The sequence below is a fragment of the Mesorhizobium sp. CNPSo 4688 genome, from assembly GCF_057784295.1.
The window spans coordinates 246,053-261,954 of sequence record NZ_JBWLUY010000007.1 but is presented as its reverse complement, the minus strand read 5'-3'; the positions used below and the strand labels follow the sequence as shown (position 1 = coordinate 261,954).

General features: G+C 61.4%; 20 protein-coding genes. 6 read left to right on the top strand and 14 right to left on the bottom strand.

Features of this window, described 5'->3' with window-relative positions:
• The first annotated feature begins 33 nt into the window (after positions 1 to 33).
• Positions 34 to 933 carry a hypothetical protein gene (locus tag AC04SH_RS15340; protein WP_488575651.1) on the top strand — a complete coding sequence of 300 codons (900 nt, stop codon included), beginning with the start codon at positions 34 to 36 and terminating at the stop codon, positions 931 to 933.
• A 101-nt stretch (positions 934 to 1,034) separates the two neighbouring features.
• Here AC04SH_RS15340 and AC04SH_RS15335 read toward each other — a convergent pair whose 3' ends face one another.
• From AC04SH_RS15335 to AC04SH_RS15320, 4 genes are all read right to left on the bottom strand, one after another.
• Entirely contained in the window at positions 1,035 to 2,099 is a 1,065-nt protein-coding gene (locus AC04SH_RS15335) for a class I SAM-dependent methyltransferase (protein ID WP_488575650.1), read from the bottom strand.
• On the bottom strand, positions 2,096 to 2,980 hold the full coding sequence (gene lgt, locus AC04SH_RS15330) for a prolipoprotein diacylglyceryl transferase (RefSeq protein ID WP_488575649.1): 885 nt from the start codon (positions 2,978 to 2,980) through the stop codon (positions 2,096 to 2,098). Before lgt ends, AC04SH_RS15335 begins: the two co-directional genes overlap by 4 nt.
• 103 nt (positions 2,981 to 3,083) lie before the next feature.
• Positions 3,084 to 3,323: a BrnA antitoxin family protein gene (locus AC04SH_RS15325; RefSeq protein WP_488575648.1), complete on the bottom strand. Its 240-nt coding sequence runs from the start codon at positions 3,321 to 3,323 to the stop codon at positions 3,084 to 3,086.
• Between the two features lie 59 nt (positions 3,324 to 3,382).
• Positions 3,383 to 3,553, bottom strand: coding sequence for a hypothetical protein (locus tag AC04SH_RS15320; RefSeq protein ID WP_488575647.1), 171 nt, complete (start codon positions 3,551 to 3,553; stop codon positions 3,383 to 3,385).
• A 160-nt stretch (positions 3,554 to 3,713) separates the two neighbouring features.
• On the opposite strand from AC04SH_RS15320, the gene AC04SH_RS15315 reads away from it, so the two are divergent.
• The 3 genes from AC04SH_RS15315 (at position 3,714) to AC04SH_RS15305 (ending at position 5,212) form a co-directional block, all read left to right on the top strand.
• Complete coding sequence (locus tag AC04SH_RS15315; protein WP_488575646.1) at positions 3,714 to 4,016, top strand: accessory factor UbiK family protein; 303 nt, start codon at positions 3,714 to 3,716, stop codon at positions 4,014 to 4,016.
• 316 nt (positions 4,017 to 4,332) lie between these two features.
• Positions 4,333 to 4,833 (top strand): type III secretion system chaperone family protein, encoded by a 501-nt coding sequence (locus AC04SH_RS15310; protein WP_006202532.1) that lies wholly within the window; start codon positions 4,333 to 4,335, stop codon positions 4,831 to 4,833.
• A 19-nt stretch (positions 4,834 to 4,852) separates the two neighbouring features.
• Entirely contained in the window at positions 4,853 to 5,212 is a 360-nt protein-coding gene (locus AC04SH_RS15305) for a tRNA-binding protein (protein ID WP_142869237.1), read from the top strand.
• A gap of 6 nt (positions 5,213 to 5,218) precedes the next feature.
• Here the strand turns inward: AC04SH_RS15305 and AC04SH_RS15300 are convergent, their stop codons facing one another.
• Positions 5,219 to 6,241 (bottom strand): glycosyltransferase family 4 protein, encoded by a 1,023-nt coding sequence (locus AC04SH_RS15300; RefSeq protein WP_488575645.1) that lies wholly within the window; start codon positions 6,239 to 6,241, stop codon positions 5,219 to 5,221.
• 228 nt (positions 6,242 to 6,469) lie between these two features.
• A complete protein-coding gene (locus tag AC04SH_RS15295) occupies positions 6,470 to 7,885 on the bottom strand; it encodes an ATP-binding protein (protein WP_488575644.1) in 1,416 nt (471 codons plus the stop codon).
• 143 nt (positions 7,886 to 8,028) lie between these two features.
• Here AC04SH_RS15295 and AC04SH_RS15290 point away from each other — a divergent pair, with 143 nt between their 5' ends.
• Positions 8,029 to 8,325, top strand: coding sequence for a hypothetical protein (locus AC04SH_RS15290; protein ID WP_488575643.1), 297 nt, complete (start codon positions 8,029 to 8,031; stop codon positions 8,323 to 8,325).
• Between the two features lie 130 nt (positions 8,326 to 8,455).
• A complete protein-coding gene (locus AC04SH_RS15285) occupies positions 8,456 to 8,995 on the top strand; it encodes a hypothetical protein (protein WP_488575642.1) in 540 nt (179 codons plus the stop codon).
• Between the two features lie 21 nt (positions 8,996 to 9,016).
• Here the strand turns inward: AC04SH_RS15285 and AC04SH_RS15280 are convergent, their stop codons facing one another.
• The 8 genes from AC04SH_RS15280 to AC04SH_RS15245 all read right to left on the bottom strand — a co-directional run bounded on the left by AC04SH_RS15280 (position 9,017) and on the right by AC04SH_RS15245 (position 15,866).
• Positions 9,017 to 9,610 (bottom strand): hypothetical protein, encoded by a 594-nt coding sequence (locus AC04SH_RS15280; RefSeq protein WP_488575641.1) that lies wholly within the window; start codon positions 9,608 to 9,610, stop codon positions 9,017 to 9,019.
• Positions 9,607 to 10,221: a L,D-transpeptidase gene (locus AC04SH_RS15275; protein ID WP_488575640.1), complete on the bottom strand. Its 615-nt coding sequence runs from the start codon at positions 10,219 to 10,221 to the stop codon at positions 9,607 to 9,609. Before AC04SH_RS15275 ends, AC04SH_RS15280 begins: the two co-directional genes overlap by 4 nt.
• The gene (locus AC04SH_RS15270; RefSeq protein ID WP_488575639.1) at positions 10,205 to 11,368 is read right to left on the bottom strand and encodes a CpaE/TadZ family protein; all 1,164 of its coding nucleotides are present in this window, start codon (positions 11,366 to 11,368) and stop codon (positions 10,205 to 10,207) included. Before AC04SH_RS15270 ends, AC04SH_RS15275 begins: the two co-directional genes overlap by 17 nt.
• Positions 11,365 to 12,000 (bottom strand): TadE/TadG family type IV pilus assembly protein, encoded by a 636-nt coding sequence (locus tag AC04SH_RS15265; RefSeq protein WP_488575638.1) that lies wholly within the window; start codon positions 11,998 to 12,000, stop codon positions 11,365 to 11,367. Before AC04SH_RS15265 ends, AC04SH_RS15270 begins: the two co-directional genes overlap by 4 nt.
• A gap of 2 nt (positions 12,001 to 12,002) precedes the next feature.
• Positions 12,003 to 12,539 (bottom strand): TadE/TadG family type IV pilus assembly protein, encoded by a 537-nt coding sequence (locus AC04SH_RS15260; RefSeq protein WP_488575637.1) that lies wholly within the window; start codon positions 12,537 to 12,539, stop codon positions 12,003 to 12,005.
• 5 nt (positions 12,540 to 12,544) lie between these two features.
• Positions 12,545 to 14,077 carry a TadE/TadG family type IV pilus assembly protein gene (locus AC04SH_RS15255; RefSeq protein WP_488575636.1) on the bottom strand — a complete coding sequence of 511 codons (1,533 nt, stop codon included), beginning with the start codon at positions 14,075 to 14,077 and terminating at the stop codon, positions 12,545 to 12,547.
• A gap of 75 nt (positions 14,078 to 14,152) precedes the next feature.
• On the bottom strand, positions 14,153 to 14,416 hold the full coding sequence (locus tag AC04SH_RS15250) for a hypothetical protein (RefSeq protein WP_488575635.1): 264 nt from the start codon (positions 14,414 to 14,416) through the stop codon (positions 14,153 to 14,155).
• A 4-nt stretch (positions 14,417 to 14,420) separates the two neighbouring features.
• Positions 14,421 to 15,866 (bottom strand): type II and III secretion system protein family protein, encoded by a 1,446-nt coding sequence (locus AC04SH_RS15245; protein WP_488575634.1) that lies wholly within the window; start codon positions 15,864 to 15,866, stop codon positions 14,421 to 14,423.
• Between the last annotated feature and the right edge of the window lie 36 nt (positions 15,867 to 15,902).

The following is a 15,902-nucleotide window of genomic DNA, read 5'->3' as shown; positions in this document are numbered from 1 at the left end:
TGGCCAGACAATTTCCGGGGCGGGCGAAAGTGCATGGGCTGGAATCCAGTCAAAAGCCTGATCCGACAGATCCACCGAAATCGCCAGGTGCGCAAGGCGAAGGATTTTCGCAACGCGCTGGTGAAAGGCTATTTCCGCTCACGCAATGCAGCGTCGGGGGCGGAATTTGCCGAAGAGTTGCGGCGAACCGGCGCGCGGCATTTTTGCTTCTCCGTCGCCTACAATACGCCCTGGGTCATCGATGCGCTGACCAAGGCGTGGCTGACCTATTCGAGCGGGATGACGCTGGTGGTCATCGACAATTCGTCCAGGCCCGCGGCGCGGCAGGCGATCGAGGCCATCTGCCGGCAGCGCGGCATTGCCTATTTCGGCCTGCCGCGAAATCCGGAATGGAACCCGAACCGGTCGCATGGCATTTCGATGAACTGGGTCTTCCATAACATCGTGCGCCCGCTGCGGCCCGACCTGTTCGGCTTTCTCGACCATGACTGCTTTCCGGTGGTTGCCCTCGATATAGCCGCGCATATGGCGGGCAAGGACGCTTACGGCACCAAATATCCCGCCAAGCGAGGCCATCAGGGATGGTATTTCTGGGCGGGGCTTTGCTTCTTTCGCTTTTCGGTCGTCGAGGACCTTGAGCTCGATTTCACGCCGCGCTTCGACACCGGGCTCGATACTGGCGGCGGCAACTGGCCGATGCTGCGCGACAGGCTGGACGACAGCAATATCGTCAATGCTGGGAAGACCACGATCAGCCTGAAGCTCGGCGGCATCGAGGTCGACCATCGCATGCTGGACAACAGCTTCTTTCATGTCGGCGGCGCTTCGTATCGCGGCCTGATCAGCACGCGGCACTATCGCCGGCTGATGTGCGACCATGTCTGGGAGACCTATCTTGGCGGTGTGGCGGAGCGGCTTATAAACGACCTCTAGAGCGTTTCACCGCTTCACGGAAACGGCGAACCGCTCTATCTCTTTTTGTTGACGCAATTCCGGACGAAAAACCGCTCACACTTTTCCTGGAATTGCTCTTGTCAGCCTGGCTGATGCGGCAGGATTTTCAGGACCTTGAACAGCGTACCCATGGCGTCGGGGCCGGCCAGGCGCTCGACGGCGTCGGTAATGGTTTGTTTTGCCTCCTCGCTTGCCTGGCTACCCAGCAGGCCGGCCCGTTCGAGCAAGCCCATGGAGAGCAGGAAGTCGCCCTGCGTGGTCAATTCCACATCGAGGCCATGCGCGCGCACGACGGCGGCCAGCGCTGCGAAGTCGACATGGGCGGTGAGATCGGCTTCGCCGGGATTGGCCAGCACGTTTTCGGGAGCGTGCTTGCGCACGGCCTGCAATGTGTCGCCGAAACCGGGCTGGAGATGGCCGTAGTCAGGAAATAGCCCGGCGCCGCCGTGGCCGGCTATGCGTTCGGCAATGGCCGCCATCAGCGCCGCGCGGGCCGGTGCTACTTCGAAAATAGAGCCTTCCGGCGCCTCGGCGGCATTGTCCGGCAGCAGCGTCGCGTCGACCGAGCCGGCACCGGCGAAGAAGCTCAATTCATCTGACACATCGAGGCCGATCATCCGTTCGCGCCATCCGGCGCCGGCGCGAATGAATTGGCGGATCGGCACCGCGTCGAACAATTCGTTGCCGACGATCAGCAGCGGCGCCTGCGGCAGCGTGGCCATGGTTTCGTGCCAGCCGACCTCTGCTGAATCCCCGGCAAGCGTCTGCTTTTGGATTTCGGTCAGGCGCGGGCTGGTCTCGATCAGAGCGAACGATGCGCCCTTGGTGAGCGCCGGATCGAGCCGCGCCAGGGTACGCAGTATGTCCTTCATCAGCGTGCCGCGGCCGGGGCCGATTTCGGCGATAGTGACCGGCAGCGGCCGGCCGATCGTCGACCAGGCCTGATACAGCCAGACGGCGACGAGTTCGCCGAACATCTGGCTGATCTCCGGCGCGGTGACGAAGTCGCCCTCGGCGCCGAACGGCTCGCGCGTCGTGTAGTAGCCATCGCTGGGATCGAACAGGCAGAGCGCCATGTACTCGTTGACGGGAAGGGGGCCTAGCGCACCGATCAGGTCGACGACGCGGGTTTTCAGCCGTCTCATGCCGGCTGTGGCTGCGGCACCGGCCTGGCGGTGGCCATCGCCCAGATGCCGGCGAGCACCATCGGCAGAGACAGCACCATGCCCATGGTGAGCCAACCGCCGAAGAGATAGCCGAGTTGCTGGTCGGGCTCGCGGAAGAACTCGACGAAGATGCGCGACAGCCCGTAGCCGCAGATGAAGGCGCCGCCGACGAAGCGCGGTGTCTTCAGCTTCAGCCGCGAATGGGTGAGGAAGCGCAGGACCAGGAACAGCACCAGGCCCTCAAGCAAGGCCTCGTAGAGCTGGCTCGGATGGCGCGGTTCAAGGCCAGCGACGCAGCCCGCCACCGTCTGCTGGAGGCGCTCGTTGCAAAAGACGACGCCCCACGACACATCCGTCACGCGACCCCACAGTTCCGCATTGACGAAGTTGGCAATGCGGACGAGACCGAGACCGACCGGCACGCCGGCCGCGACGACATCGAACAGCGACCATGTGCGGATGCCGCGCTTGATGGAAAACAGCGTCATGGCGAGGATGACGCCGAGCAAACCGCCATGGAACGACATGCCGCCCTGCCAGATGGCGAAGATGTCGAGCGGATGGTCGATATAGCGCCTGAGATCGTAGAACAGCACGTAGCCGGTGCGCCCGCCAAGCACGACGCCGACGGCGGCCCAGACGATGAAATCATCGAGATCGATGGGTTTCATCGGCAAGACACCGTCCGGCCACAGCCTGGTGTCGGTGACCAGCCGCTTGGCGTACCACCAGGCGAAGAGGATGCCGACGATGTAGCCAATGCCGTACCAGTGCACCGCCAGCGGGCCGATCTGGACCAGGATCGGGTCAATGTTGGGGAAAGGCAGCGACGCCATCGGCAGCAGGACATAGTCGTTCAACAGGATCTCCCGGAAGGGCTCGCGTTCGGGCGCGGACCATGCGGCAGGGTTTTGGCAGGGTCAAGGCAAGGTGGTGGTTGCCTTGACGTCGCAGATGGAGAGCTCAACCCTGCGGCTTGCCGGCGACCAATTGCCTGAGCGCGTCGTTGATCCTGTCCTGCCAGCCGGGACCATCTTCCTGGAAATGATCCAGCACGGCGCGATCGATCCTGATCGAAACGAGCTCCCTGACGTTTGGTGCGGCCGAAGGTTCGCGAATTGGTGGCGCCGGTTTTTTGATTGGCTTGAAGGCAGCTTCAGCGGCTTCCATCGGATTTGTCGGTCGGCGCGGAGGCGTTGCCATGGGGTGACCCTGAGTGAGCGCGACCAGTGCTTGATGCAGGTCGCGAGGAAAAATCATGTTTAGGCGACCGGTCCGTGATGATCAGCCTCTGCCATTGCCTTGTATTTGGCTTCAAGCCTGTCCAGCACCTCGTCGCCGAGCTTAGCCCAGCCTGCATCGGCATCCGAAATGCCTTTGGCAAGGGCTGCATCAAGTGCTGCAAGGCGCTTCCCCAAGTCCACACTGACCATCCCGGCTATCGTCCTTCGAAGAGTTCACTTTGCGATAATAGCAATTTATCGGCCCGGACCGTAGGGCAAATCGAATCCGACATGAAGCCGCAGCCATCGCAACGTTCTTGCATTCCGCACACGGCGCCATTACCTCAATTCCACCAAGCGAGGATTTGCCATGTCGACCGGACCGAACCGCATTCTCGATGAATTCGCCAAGCTGATGACCGATGCCGCGGGTGCTGCGCAAGGCGTGCGCCGCGAGGTGGAGACTGCCTTCAAGGGGCAGGCCGAGCGCATCCTCAACTCCATGGACGTGGTGCAGCGCGAGGAGTTCGAGGCTGCCCGCGAGATGGCCGCAAAGGCGCGCGAAGAAAACACCAGGCTGGCCGCGCGCATCGATGCGCTCGAGGCCAGGCTTGCCGAATTGACCGGACAGACCGCACCAGCGGCGGCGGCAAAGCCCAAAGCAAAAAAATAATCTTTAAACTTTTCCACAAAGCGCAATCCGAAAAAGTGCTTTGCCGTGAATCGTTTACCGGCGATGCATGAATCTTTGTGACAGCGCCTTTCCACATGCGGATGACGCAGTGCGAAAAATTAGGCTGTTCACGCGACTCCCGATCAATAGACTGAATTTGTTGCATGATTCGGAGCAGGGTCATGCGGCCGGGCGGTGGGGTCCGGTCCGGGGTCTTTGTGTCGTGAAGTCCTGGCCGTCCGAGTTCTAGACAAGATTGTTCGTCGTGTGTGCCCCGCGGAGCGTGTGGCGCTCCCCTGAACACAGGAAGCATTCCATGGAACTTCTCGAACTCGAATTCTCCCGCGAAATCCACCCGGTGGATGTCATCGAGCAGGTGGCCCATAACAATGACTGGTCCTTTGAGCGGGCCGGCGATGACGAAATCTCGATCTCGGTCGCCGGCAGCTGGACCGACTATCACGTCTCTTTCTCGTGGATGGAGGATTTCGAGGCGCTGCATCTGGCCTGCGCGTTCGACATCAAGGTGCCGGAAGCCCGTGCGTTGGAAGTGATGCGGCTGTTGTCGCTGATCAACGAGCAGATGCTGTTTGGCCATTTCGACCTGTGGGAGCAGGAGGGCGCGATCATGTTTCGCCAGTCGCTGCTGCTCGCCGGCGGGGTCGAGCCGTCGAGCCAGCAGGTCGAGGTGCTTTTGTCGTCGGCGCTGGAAGCCTGCGAATGCTATTTTCAGGCCTTCCAGTTCGTCGTCTGGTCGGGAACCTCGGCCAAGGATGCGCTGGCCGGCGTCCTGTTCGAGACCTATGGCAACGCCTGATCGTCGCTAAGAAAAGAAGATGAGTTCGAGCAGCGCGCGCAAGCCCGAGATCAGCTTTGCCGATTTCGATCGTGTCGACATCCGTGCCGGCACCATTGTCGAGGCTGAGCCTTTCCCTGAAGCGCGCAAGCCCGCGTTCAAGCTGAAGATCGATTTCGGCCCCGATATCGGCGTGAAGAAATCCTCGGCGCAGATCACCAAATATTATGCGCCGGGAACGCTGATCGGCCGGCAGGTGTTTGCGGTGGTGAATTTCCCGCCGCGCCAGATCGGTCCGTTCATGTCCGAAGTGCTGACGCTCGGCTTTCCCGACGAAGAGGGCGCCGTGGTGCTGGGCGCAATCGAGCGCAAGGTGCCGGATGGCGGGCGCTTGTTCTGACTGCCCCTAGGCGGCAAGCTTGCGCGTAGTGCCAAGCGCCTCTTCGACCGTGTCCATGAACATTTCGGCGCAGGCTTTCCAGCTGTAACGCATGGCGCGTTCGCGCGCCTCGGCGCGGTCGACGTTTAGCGCGGCGAGCGCGGCCTCGCGCAGATCGGTCGACACCGCCCCGCCGATGCCGTCGCCGACAATGTCGATCGGCCCGGTGACCGGATAGGCGGCGACCGGCGTGCCGCTGGCCAGCGCCTCGATGATGACGTTGCCGAACGTGTCGGTGCGGCTGGGGAAGACGAAGACGTCGGCCGAGGCGTAGATTTCGGCCAGTTCATCGTTCGGACGGTGGCCGAGGAAATGCGCCTGCGGGTATTTTGCCTTGAGCCTGGCCAGCTCCGGTCCTTCGCCGACGATGACCTTGCTGCCGGGGAGATCGAGATCGAGGAAGGCGCTCAGGTTCTTTTCAATGGCGACACGGCCGACGCACAGGAACACCGGGCCGGGAAAGCCAAGGTCCTTTTTCTTGTCCGGGCGGAAATGGTCGGTGTCGACGCCGCGCGTCCACGGCCTGAGCTTGTTGAAGCCGCGCGCGGCGAGATCGTCGGCCAGCGACTGTGTGGCAACCAGCGTCCCTTGTCCGGAATTGTGGAAATCGCGCAGCCAGCGGTAGGCCCAGCTCTCCGGCACCGGCAGGCGGGCGCTGAGATATTCGGGAAAGCGGGTGTGATAGCTGGTGGTGAAGGGACGGCCGGCGTTGCGGCAATAGCGCCGCGCCATGATGCCGAGCGGTCCCTCGGTGACGATGTGGATGTGGTCGGCCTTGCGTGCCTCGATCAGCCGCGCGACATGGCCGGGCGTGGTCAGCGCCAGCCTGATGTCGGGGTAGGTCGGCAAGGGCAAGGTGCGAAAAATGTTCGGAGTCAGGAAGTCGACCGCAACGTCGAAGGATTTCAGCGTTTCGGTGAGCCGCTCCAGCGTGTGGACGACGCCGTTGACTTGTGGGCGCCACGCGTCGGTGACCATCAGGATGCGCATGGCGGTCCTTTGCTCGGATCGTCGGTTGCCTTGATGCGATGGCGGAACGGCATCCACGCGGCTGCCCTCGCTTCGCTCCAGCGTACCCGGGCAGGCACGAGGTCGAAGTGAGGCGGCTGAGCCGAATCAACTGAGGTCGCGCGCTTCATGCGCGCTCTTGACCATGATTTCATGACGGGCGGATGAAGGTGGCTTATGGCCGAGGCGCCTTCCGGGATCCTGCTCGGATCAGGCAGGCACCTTGATCACCGCCCGCAGGCCGCCAAGCGGGCTGTCGTCCAGCATGATGTCGCCGCCATGGCTGCGGGCAATGTCGCGGGCGATGGAAAGGCCAAGGCCGGTGCCGCTGGCGTCGAGGTTGCGCGCCTCGTCGAGCCGCACAAACGGTTTGAACACGTCCTCGCGCTTTTCCGGCGGAATGCCCGGACCGTCATCATCGATGGTGACGACCAGCGAGCCGCGGCCGTGATTGGCGCTGATCTCCACCGTCTTGGCATAGCGCAAGGCATTGCCGGCGACATTGGACAACAGCCGGGCAAAAGCGTGTGGGCGCACATGCACGTCCGGATCGCCGGCGAGCACGGTCGACAGCTTGCGCTTGTGCAGCGACGCCTCCTCGCCGAGCTTCTGGAAATAGGCATCGAGATCGAAATGGCCGGCATCTTCCGACGCTTCGCCGCGGGCAAAGGCGATATAGCCTTCCAGCATCGACTGCATGTCGTCGATGTCCTGGTTGAGCGCCGCCTTGGTTTCGGGCTTGCCGCCGGCCAGCGCCAGCTGCAGCTTGAAGCGGGTGAGGATGGTTCGGAGATCGTGGCTGACGCCGGTCAGCATGGCGGTGCGCTGTTCCAGCTGGCGTTCGATGCGCTCGCGCATCTGGATGAAGGCAAAGCCGGCGCGGCGAACCTCCTCGGCGCCGCGGGGGCGGAAGTCGCGCGGCATCGGCCGGCCCTTGCCGAAGCTTTCGGCGGCCTCGGCCAGCATCAGGATCGGCCGGATCTGGTTGCGCAGGAAGGGGATGGCGATCGTCAAAAGCACCAGCGAGGTGCCGACCATCCAGATCAGGAAGATGTGGGTGTTGGAGGCATAGGCCTGGCTGCGGCGTACGAAGACGCGCAGCACCTTGCCCTCAAGCTGGATGCGCACCTCGACGATGTTGGAATTGCCGACGGTGTCGATCCAGAACGGGCGGTTGATCTGGCGGGTGATCTCGGTCGAAAGGACATCGTCCAGGATCGAGAAGAAGGGCTTGGGTCCGGGCGCGGGCAGCGGGTCGGGCGGCAGGAGGTCGACTTTCAACTGCATGCGGTCCTGCGCGATGCGGATGATGTTGGCGTAGTCGCCGTCGTGCGGATAGGTCTCGATCATGTCGATGATGGCGGCGATGTCGCTCACGGTGGCCTGCGACAAGCGCCGCGTCACCGTTGCCCAGTGGCGTTCCATAAAGTCGAAGGCGACAACCGATTGCAGAAGGATCATCGGCGCGATGACGATGATCAGCGAGCGGGCATAAAGCCGCTTCGGCATATAGAGCGCGACCAGCCGCCAGAACCGGTTCCAGGCGCGCGGCATGGCTTTCAGCGCGCGTGCTATGCGCGCGCCAAAGCCGCCATGTTCGGGCCGTTCCAGTTGCGTGGTCGCCATGTATCCTTCCGCTGGTCGCTCGTCGATGGCACTCGTCTATGGCCAAACGGCGACCGTCGGCGGCATTCTATTCCACGCTGAGCCGTTCTGGAACAGCCGTGGCATGGCGGCCGACGACCAGCAGGCACGGAATCGCAAGTATCGTGATCAAGGGTTCACCGGTGCGTTGCGTTGGAACCACTTCGCGGATCGAGCGTTACGAGCGGATGATCAGACGATTTGCCTACGCCCTTATCTTCGTCCAGGTATCCATGGCGACTGCGCTGGCTACACAGGTATTCCTGTCGACCGCCGAGGAAGCCCGTAGCTCAGAACTCTCGCTGGCGCCGGCGCCAGGCGAAGAGGGATGCGCCAAGGCGATGTGGCCCAATATTCCGCAACGATGTCTGCAACGAGTCGAGCCGAAGGTGGTGACGCTCGTGCTCAGCCCAAACAACTGATGGCGAATGGCTCTTTCTGACATGCAGGCTGCCATCGCAACTGGCTGCGCTGCCGCAGGACCACCAACGCTCCGTTAAGCCTCGCTCAATCTATGCAATCTATCTTGAATGCCAGATTGTCGAGGGTGACATGAAGCGCAAGTCGGTAATGCTCTTTGCCTTCCCAGCTCTGATCCTGCTGATCCTGGCAGGGGAGCGCATGGCGGCCTTCTTGCTGGGGGCTTATCCGGCCAGTCCCACAATGTGGTGGATCTGGCTTGAACTAAGGCCGCTGTCGACGATGTTCTGGCAACAGATCGATCTCTATCTGGGAGCGTCGATGGTCGTTGATGCCTCCATCCTGGCCGCCGCGTCGATCGTTTGCTGGACGGCGTGCCGCACAAGAAGGTCGGCTGCCTTTTTCTTCCTTGCAAATCACGTCGCCCTGCTTTTCGCCGGGTTGATGATCGCCGCCACCAGCCATACAGAAACAGCGAGCACGATCGCCTCTTTCACGGTACCCGGGGGCCTTCCCTTCTCACTAATGGTCGATTTCACCTTGAAGAACAGCCTTGTGCTGGTTCTGGGTCTGACAGCATGCGCCTACTGTCATGTTGCCTTCCTCAGGGAAGCCCGACAACGGTCCGAAGCGCTGGCCGCGAGGCTCGTTGCTCTGCGGCGAGATCTCTAGGACAGCCCACGTTTTCCGTCGCTAGTTGATCTTTTTGTAGTAAACCTTGCCGTCGGCCTGTTCTATGCGCTGGTAGTTTGGGCTTGGGGCAGGCGCTGCAGCGACGATTCTCTTTTTCGGAGCACGCGGCGCATCGACGACGCTGGGCTCGGTCGCGTCTTCACCATCGACAGCGGCGGGTGCCTCCGCCACGGCGTTGGCCGCGACCATCGAAGGTTCCGCTGCGCTCGACATGACGTCGTCATGGGCAAGGGGCTGGTTTTGTTCCAGCCGGGCTATGCTCCTGTTGATCTCACCGAAGCTGCTCTGCAGTTGACTGTCCAGTTTTTCAAATCGGCTCTGAAAACCGTTGTTGACCGTGTCCAGCCGGCCCCCGATTCGTTGTTCGAACGTCCCGAGTTGTTCCAGGCGCCCTTCCAGAAAGCGCATATCGCTGATGCCGCGGTAGAGATAAACCGCGGCTATTATATTCACCAGGGTGATCAGGGACGTGCCGATGATGACCGCGCCGATAATGCTTTTGTCGCTCGGTTTCCCGACGGCAGCCTGCTCTCCAACCCGGGTTGCTGTCCCAATCTCGATTGCCGGCATGTCCGGTTCACTGATCATGGTCATTGAACCACCACCTTTGCGCCGATCGCGACGCGCTTGAAGAGATCGATCACATCGGTGTTGGTAAGGCGAAAACACCCCGATGTTCCGTCGAAGCCAACCCCTGACGGATCGTTGGTTCCGTGTATCCGATAGAGCGTGTCACGCCCGTCCCGAAGCAGATAGAGCGCCCTGGCGCCGAGTGGATTGTAGGGACCGGCAGGCACCATTTGCGGCAGCTCCGGCTGGCGGGCGCGCATTTCCCGGGGCGGGCGCCATTCCGGCCATTCGGTCTTGGCCCCCACCTTGACGACCCCGGTCCAGCCAAATCCGTCGCGGCCGACGCTGATCTGATAGCGAAGCGCCTGGCCTTGTCGGGTCACCAGATAAAGCGCTTTCTCGCCCTTGCGGATAACGATCGTTCCGGGTTGTTCCGTGGTCTCGAAGGCGACAGTCTTGCGCAGGCTAGGCCCCATTGCCGGCAGCGGCGGCCGATCCGCAAGCGCCGATCGCGCGCTGGCGAAATCCTGGACCGACATCGCCAGCGCCATGGCCACGACGCAGGCCAATCCCGGGCCAATCCGATTCCTACCTGGCCGATTCCTACCTGGCCGATACCTATTTGGCAGCGTCATCAAGCCGCTCTTTGAACATCCGCTTCAGGTCCTTGTTGAAGCGCGCACGCCCATCCACCTCGGCAGGCAGGATAGCACGGTTCAGCGCATCGGCCAGAAGCGCATTGTCAAGCGCGACCGATTTGATGTGCGGCGCCTTGAAGATCTTTTCGAGTTCGCTGCGCGAAAAGTGGTTCCCGAACCATTTGCGCTTGTGCTTGTTGGCGACCAGCGTGATGCTGACAGCATTGCCACGCAACTCGCGGATCTTCTTGTAAAGCCGCTTGCCCTGCCGCAGCGAGGCGACGTTGAGTTCGAAGATGATGAAGATCTCATCGCTCGTCGACAGCACGGAATTGTGCCAGGGCGTCTCGATGTTCGGCAGGTCGATGACGATGTCGTCGAACCGGTAGGCGACGAGGTCCAGTAGACGAAACACGAAATCGGCGCCCTGCGGCTCGAAAGGCAATTGCGGCCTCTCGAAGGAATAGAGCGTCAGCCCGGACGGACGCGAGAGCTTGATGACATCCATCAGCTCGACGTCGAGCCTCTCCGGTTGGCCGATGATGCCGCCGAGGTCGAACTGGTTGAACTGGTTGAGATAGGCGCCGCAATTGGCGCTCTGGAAATCGAGGTCGACCAGGCAGGTGGAAGCCCCGCGTTCTGTCGATTTCGATGCCAGGTATTCGGCCGCCGACAAAGCGAGCGTCGTGGCGCCGGCGCCGCCGCTGGCGCTGATGAAGGTGATGATACGGCTCTTGGTGCCCTGGTTGCCTGTGTCGTGGAAGGTCACCGCGTTCAGCAGTTCCTTGCCGTCGAGCGGCTTGTGCAGCCAGTCCGAAGCGTTCATGCGCACCAGCACTCGCGTCTGCTCCGACGACAGCTCGTCGGAGACCGCGATCAGCGGCACAGCCGCCCAAAGGGCGCGCACCTCGACGATGCCCGGCCTGCCGAGCAGCTCGCCATTGCCGAGGTCGAGGATGACGATGCCGGGGCGCGTGTCGGCGGGCGGACCCTTGAGAAAGTCGCCGGTATCGGAAACCCTGACGTCGTAGATCGCCAACGCATCGAGCCGTGTCGTCACTTCGCGCTTGAAATTCGCATCCGACGAAAACAGCGCAACCTGCTTTCGTTTTGTCGGAAGGACCCTTGTGTCGATGGCGTTCATGGGAAAGTACTCTTCAAGTCTTCGCCCGTGACCGTGCTTAGCATGGAGGGCATGGTTTTGTTAGCGTACCCGAGTAGTCCTTGCAGGAAGAAGAACTGGAAGGTTATGTTCTGGAGGTTGACGGTGATTGTCGGCACCGGCCCACCCAGCCGGGTCTGATATCCCAGACCGGTAGCGGCATAGGTGACGACAACATTGTCGCGTCGCAGGCCTGGAAAGAAGTGGCACATGCCGGCCCGCTGGTCTGCGGCAAGATCGGGACAGGCGTCGCTGTTGGTGTTTGCGGTGTCGCCGCGAAAGATGCGGCTGAAATTGGCGGCGCTGAAGCCGCCGCCGTTGCTGCAAGCGCCTGTGCCGGCGGTGTACGTGCAGACGAACGGCCCATAGACGCCGGCGACAACCGGAGCGCCCGGAGACGAAGTCGGCCCGGCAGTCGCGAGGCTGGTTGCAACGGGATCCGATATCGACGCCAAGCGGGCGCCGATCTGCACGGCCTTGGTCGCGGCATTCCATTGATAGAAGGCGTAGCCGAAGTCGACGAAACCCAGCGTCAGCGTAAACAGCAGGGTCGAGACAATGGCCATTTCCACCATCGTCGAGCCGTCTTCTGATTTTGTAAAGCGCTTGATCATGCTCAGAACCGGATCAACCGCTCTTCGTGAAAGCTATGCAGCGTCACAGAGTTGATGCCGACCAGCGACAGCATTCCGATGCCACTATAGGCCAACGTCCCAGCCGCCCTGACTATGCAGACTTGTGCAGTGGTAGTTCGATATTGGGTGACGCCGGATTCCACAGCGTCGTGACAGGAGCCGGAGGCTGCGATGGTGATCGTTACATCGGTTTTCTGCCAGCCATTGACGCGCGGAGTATCCGTTGATGGATTTGCTGCTACTTTGCCGAACACGGCGATGTTGCTTGCGATGTTGGCGCAATCGATCGCCGCCAGCCCCGCCTTGGTGTACAACTGACTGTTGCACCGCGCGGCAAAACGTGCCGCATCCGACAGGCCGGCTTCCATAAGAAGCTTCTTATGGATCAAATTGCCGAACTCGAACACGCCTCCCGACAATAGAAGCATGAGCGGTGCGATCAGCGCCATTTCGACGAGAGCCGTCCCCCGCTGCTCGCGTCGAAATCGGTGGAGATGTTGGAACAGCGCTTTTATCATTGGCGTCACCGGTAGAGTTGGGCTTCGTCGCGAAGGAAATTGTCAAGCGTACCCTGGCCGGCACCGCCGGTTACGTCGACAAGTTCGACCATCACCGACGCGTCGTCAGACGCCGAGGGAACAGGTTCCGTGAGGAAGAAACTGCCGAAGGCTTCGACAGGCAGATTGGTGCTATGGCCGGATAGATCGTTGCCCGCTGCTTCTAGCGCGTTGCAGTTCAGGATCGCTCCATAAATCAACCGACGATCAATTGTCGTGACAGGCGGCTGGCAAGCCGCCGACGGGGTTCCAATCTCTCCACCTGTTGACGCGCTGCTCACCAAACCTGCCGATATCTCGTAACGGTACACCTCATAGCGCGTTGGCTTTGTTGTGTCCCATGATGCAGGGTAAGCAGCGGAATGGAAGTTGGTGCTCCAGTAGCCGGAGAAATTCCAATTTCCATCGCCCATCCGGCCGCCCAGATACGGAGTGGTCGCGTCCCGCGGAAGGCCCATTGTTCCAGCTACGGTGAATGAAAGTTGGTTCATGGAAGGGCATTGGTTCGCGCTTCCTTGGGTTTTTATCGCCCCTTTGCGGACGTTCGCGGCTGGACCGTATACAGGAGTGTTGAAGGCGTTTCCGCTGGCGTTTATTCCGAACCGGACATTGAAGGCGTCCTGCACCGGGCCAGCATTCTGGCCGGTTTTGGTCGAAACGCTCGCGGAATTGTAGCATCCGATTGGGGTTGAAGTCGCGATCGTTTCAGCCAGCGCTTGGGCACCGTTTCCTATGCCTTGCGGGGGTTCAAGGAATCCGAAATTACCCGGACCAGCGGCAGCCCCGTTTCCGACCTTCCTCAGTTCTATCAGCCGGCGATGGACGGCCGGGTTGGAAACGGCCTGCTCAAGCGTGTAGCCGCCGGCATCGTTTGTTCCGTTCGCCATCTCATAGGGATTGCACATGAAAACCGGTGTAAAATCGCAGACGCCGGAGGTGAAACCCGCCACCGCGACTGCTCCGACATTGAAGCTGTCACTGGCGCCGGGCGTTACAAAAGAGGCTGGGAAGATTGCGGCAAACCCTTCGGGAACGACTGTCACCTGGATGAATCGCGTTTCCTTTTCTCCGACGGCAGGCGTACTGTCGGCCAGATAGTTGGCTTGGTTGGCTGTTGTGATCTTGGTGCCGTCAGAGGGGGGGATGGCCTTGAGGAAGCACCAAGAGATGCTTCCGGCACTGTTGCAGCGCTGTGTGCCTCCCGGTTGGCCAGCGGCCATTGGGACCCTGCCTGCGGACGAGAAATTGCTTTCGTTGTGCACAAGCGTCGCCATGGCGCGTTCGGCGCGCACCCAGGAGCCACTGCTCCCGTCCAACTCCGCTGCAGCCGCAAGCGCAAACGCGTCGGCGCCCTTCTGCAGATCATTGTGCAGGTTGTTGACCCTGCTCATGTCGATCGCCAACAAGGAAAAACCGATGATCGCCGGCAGCATAACGCTGACCAGGATCAGCGCTAGTCCTCTCTGGTCGCGCCAGAACGCGCGAACAATCCGCAGCATGGCCCTACCCCTTTTACTACCCCCGACGCCAGAACCCCTCGTTCGCCTGGCGCGTATAAAACCGCATCCTTCTGTTCAATTCGTGTTGCCGACGTTGACCGTGATGCTCGGCGCCGGTGGTGGCGCCGGTGGAATCTTGTACCTTTGGGCGACCCCGGCGGCGCGAGCACCGTCGTCCTCTATTTTGGTGTTCTTCGAGTTCGGATTGAACGGATCGACCGTCTGCAGCAGCGAATTGTATTTCTGCGTATCTCCGGCGGCCAAGGTCACCGTGTCATAGTTGTTCAGATAATCGGCGGCGCAGCCCGATAGTGCACCGGCGCACAGAATGACGATCAAGGCGCTATTTCTTGACATAGAGCATCTTGTCCTTCGATTTGAAGTCCAGCATGTGGCCATAGGGGCCAGTCACGCCGTCGCCCGTTTCGTATTTGCGGATCATATCCTTGTTCACCTCGAGCTGACCGAGGACGAAGAACTCCGGATCGTTGGCCGGCCGCGTCTTGTCGAACGGCGTCGCCAGTTGTTCGCCGGGCTTCACCGGCCGCACGACGTGCGGCGTGACGATGACGACCAGTTCGGTCTCTTCCTTCTGGTTGCTCGAATTCCGAAACAGAGTGCCGATGACCGGCACCTGGCCCAGCCAGGGCACCTGTTCCTGCAGCTTGGTTGTCTTGCTCGACAGAAGCCCTCCGACCGCGAAGCTCTGGCCATCGCGCAGTTCGACAACGGTATCCAGCTTGCGGTTGGTGAAGATCGGGTCGCCGGCGGTGGTGAAGCCGGTGAGGTCGCTGACCTCCGGCGCCAGCTTCATATGGATCTTGCCGTCGTCGAGTACGACCGGCGTGAACAGCAGATTGACGCCGAATTGCTTGTACGTGATGGTTACCTCGCCATCGGTGCCGATGACACGGATAGGCACTTCGCCGCCGGCGTTGAAGCTGGCGGGCTCGCCGGAAAGCGTTGTCAGGTTGGGATTTGCAAGCGTGCGCACGACCCCCTTGGCCTCAAGCGCTTCAATGATCAGGTCGACCTTGATGTTGCTGTCAATGACGCGGGTGATCAGAGCCGCGAAGGGATTGCTGGTCGACAGCAGGCCGGTGAGCAGATCGCCCGGGCCGAGCACTATATTGTCCTTGTCGACAGTGCCGATGCCGGTTGCGGCGCGTGTCGTGCCGCTGCCGTTCGTGCTCCTGATCGACACGCCGAGATCGCGGCCGGCATTGCGCTTGGCCTCCAGCACGCGGACCTCGAGATTGACCTGCTGGCTGTCATCGACAATGACGGAATTTATGATGGCGTCAGGCCCATATTGCTGCACCACCTCCATGATCGATGCCAGCGTCGCGCCATCCTTGACGTGACCGCCGAGCCTGACCTTGCCGTTGATCGAACCGATTTCGATGCGCGCCCTGGGCGCCACCTGGCGGATCGCCTGCGCCATATCGCTGACGTCGACGCCGACTTCGATCTGGATGACGCCCAGTGAGCGCTTTTCCGGGGAGAAGAGATTGACCGTGGTGGTGCCGGCGCTCTTGCCGATGACATAGAGCGTCCGGTCGGTCATCGGCTGGGCATCGGCGATCTTCTCGTCGCCGACAACGATATCGCCCAGATTGGCGCTCACCTGGAGGGTCACCGACTGCGACATCGGCAGGAAGATGCGATGGACGCTCGGGTTCGATACGTCGATGAAGCGGTCGGCTGCTTCAGCTACGGCAATCGACGTCAGCAGCGCAGCCAAACAGAACAGCGCGGCCGCCGCTACCCTCATCCAAAACCCCTGCATCCCCATCTCCCAAACTGCTGCCGCCGGCAGCCCCCG

Coding starts and splice junctions, on each gene's coding strand:
- AC04SH_RS15255 (WP_488575636.1), bottom strand. CDS start 14,077: ATGCTGCGGATTGTTCGCGCGTTCTGGCGCGACCAGAGAGGACTAGCG.
- AC04SH_RS15300 (WP_488575645.1), bottom strand. CDS start 6,241: ATGCGCATCCTGATGGTCACCGACGCGTGGCGCCCACAAGTCAACGGC.
- AC04SH_RS15275 (WP_488575640.1), bottom strand. CDS start 10,221: ATGACGCTGCCAAATAGGTATCGGCCAGGTAGGAATCGGCCAGGTAGG.
- AC04SH_RS15305 (WP_142869237.1), top strand. CDS start 4,853: ATGAGTTCGAGCAGCGCGCGCAAGCCCGAGATCAGCTTTGCCGATTTC.
- AC04SH_RS15280 (WP_488575641.1), bottom strand. CDS start 9,610: ATGACCATGATCAGTGAACCGGACATGCCGGCAATCGAGATTGGGACA.
- AC04SH_RS15340 (WP_488575651.1), top strand. CDS start 34: ATGGGCTGGAATCCAGTCAAAAGCCTGATCCGACAGATCCACCGAAAT.
- AC04SH_RS15260 (WP_488575637.1), bottom strand. CDS start 12,539: ATGATAAAAGCGCTGTTCCAACATCTCCACCGATTTCGACGCGAGCAG.
- AC04SH_RS15285 (WP_488575642.1), top strand. CDS start 8,456: ATGAAGCGCAAGTCGGTAATGCTCTTTGCCTTCCCAGCTCTGATCCTG.
- AC04SH_RS15325 (WP_488575648.1), bottom strand. CDS start 3,323: ATGGCAACGCCTCCGCGCCGACCGACAAATCCGATGGAAGCCGCTGAA.
- AC04SH_RS15270 (WP_488575639.1), bottom strand. CDS start 11,368: ATGAACGCCATCGACACAAGGGTCCTTCCGACAAAACGAAAGCAGGTT.
- AC04SH_RS15320 (WP_488575647.1), bottom strand. CDS start 3,553: ATGGTCAGTGTGGACTTGGGGAAGCGCCTTGCAGCACTTGATGCAGCC.
- AC04SH_RS15315 (WP_488575646.1), top strand. CDS start 3,714: ATGTCGACCGGACCGAACCGCATTCTCGATGAATTCGCCAAGCTGATG.
- AC04SH_RS15335 (WP_488575650.1), bottom strand. CDS start 2,099: ATGAGACGGCTGAAAACCCGCGTCGTCGACCTGATCGGTGCGCTAGGC.
- AC04SH_RS15295 (WP_488575644.1), bottom strand. CDS start 7,885: ATGGCGACCACGCAACTGGAACGGCCCGAACATGGCGGCTTTGGCGCG.
- AC04SH_RS15265 (WP_488575638.1), bottom strand. CDS start 12,000: ATGATCAAGCGCTTTACAAAATCAGAAGACGGCTCGACGATGGTGGAA.
- AC04SH_RS15245 (WP_488575634.1), bottom strand. CDS start 15,866: ATGCAGGGGTTTTGGATGAGGGTAGCGGCGGCCGCGCTGTTCTGTTTG.
- AC04SH_RS15310 (WP_006202532.1), top strand. CDS start 4,333: ATGGAACTTCTCGAACTCGAATTCTCCCGCGAAATCCACCCGGTGGAT.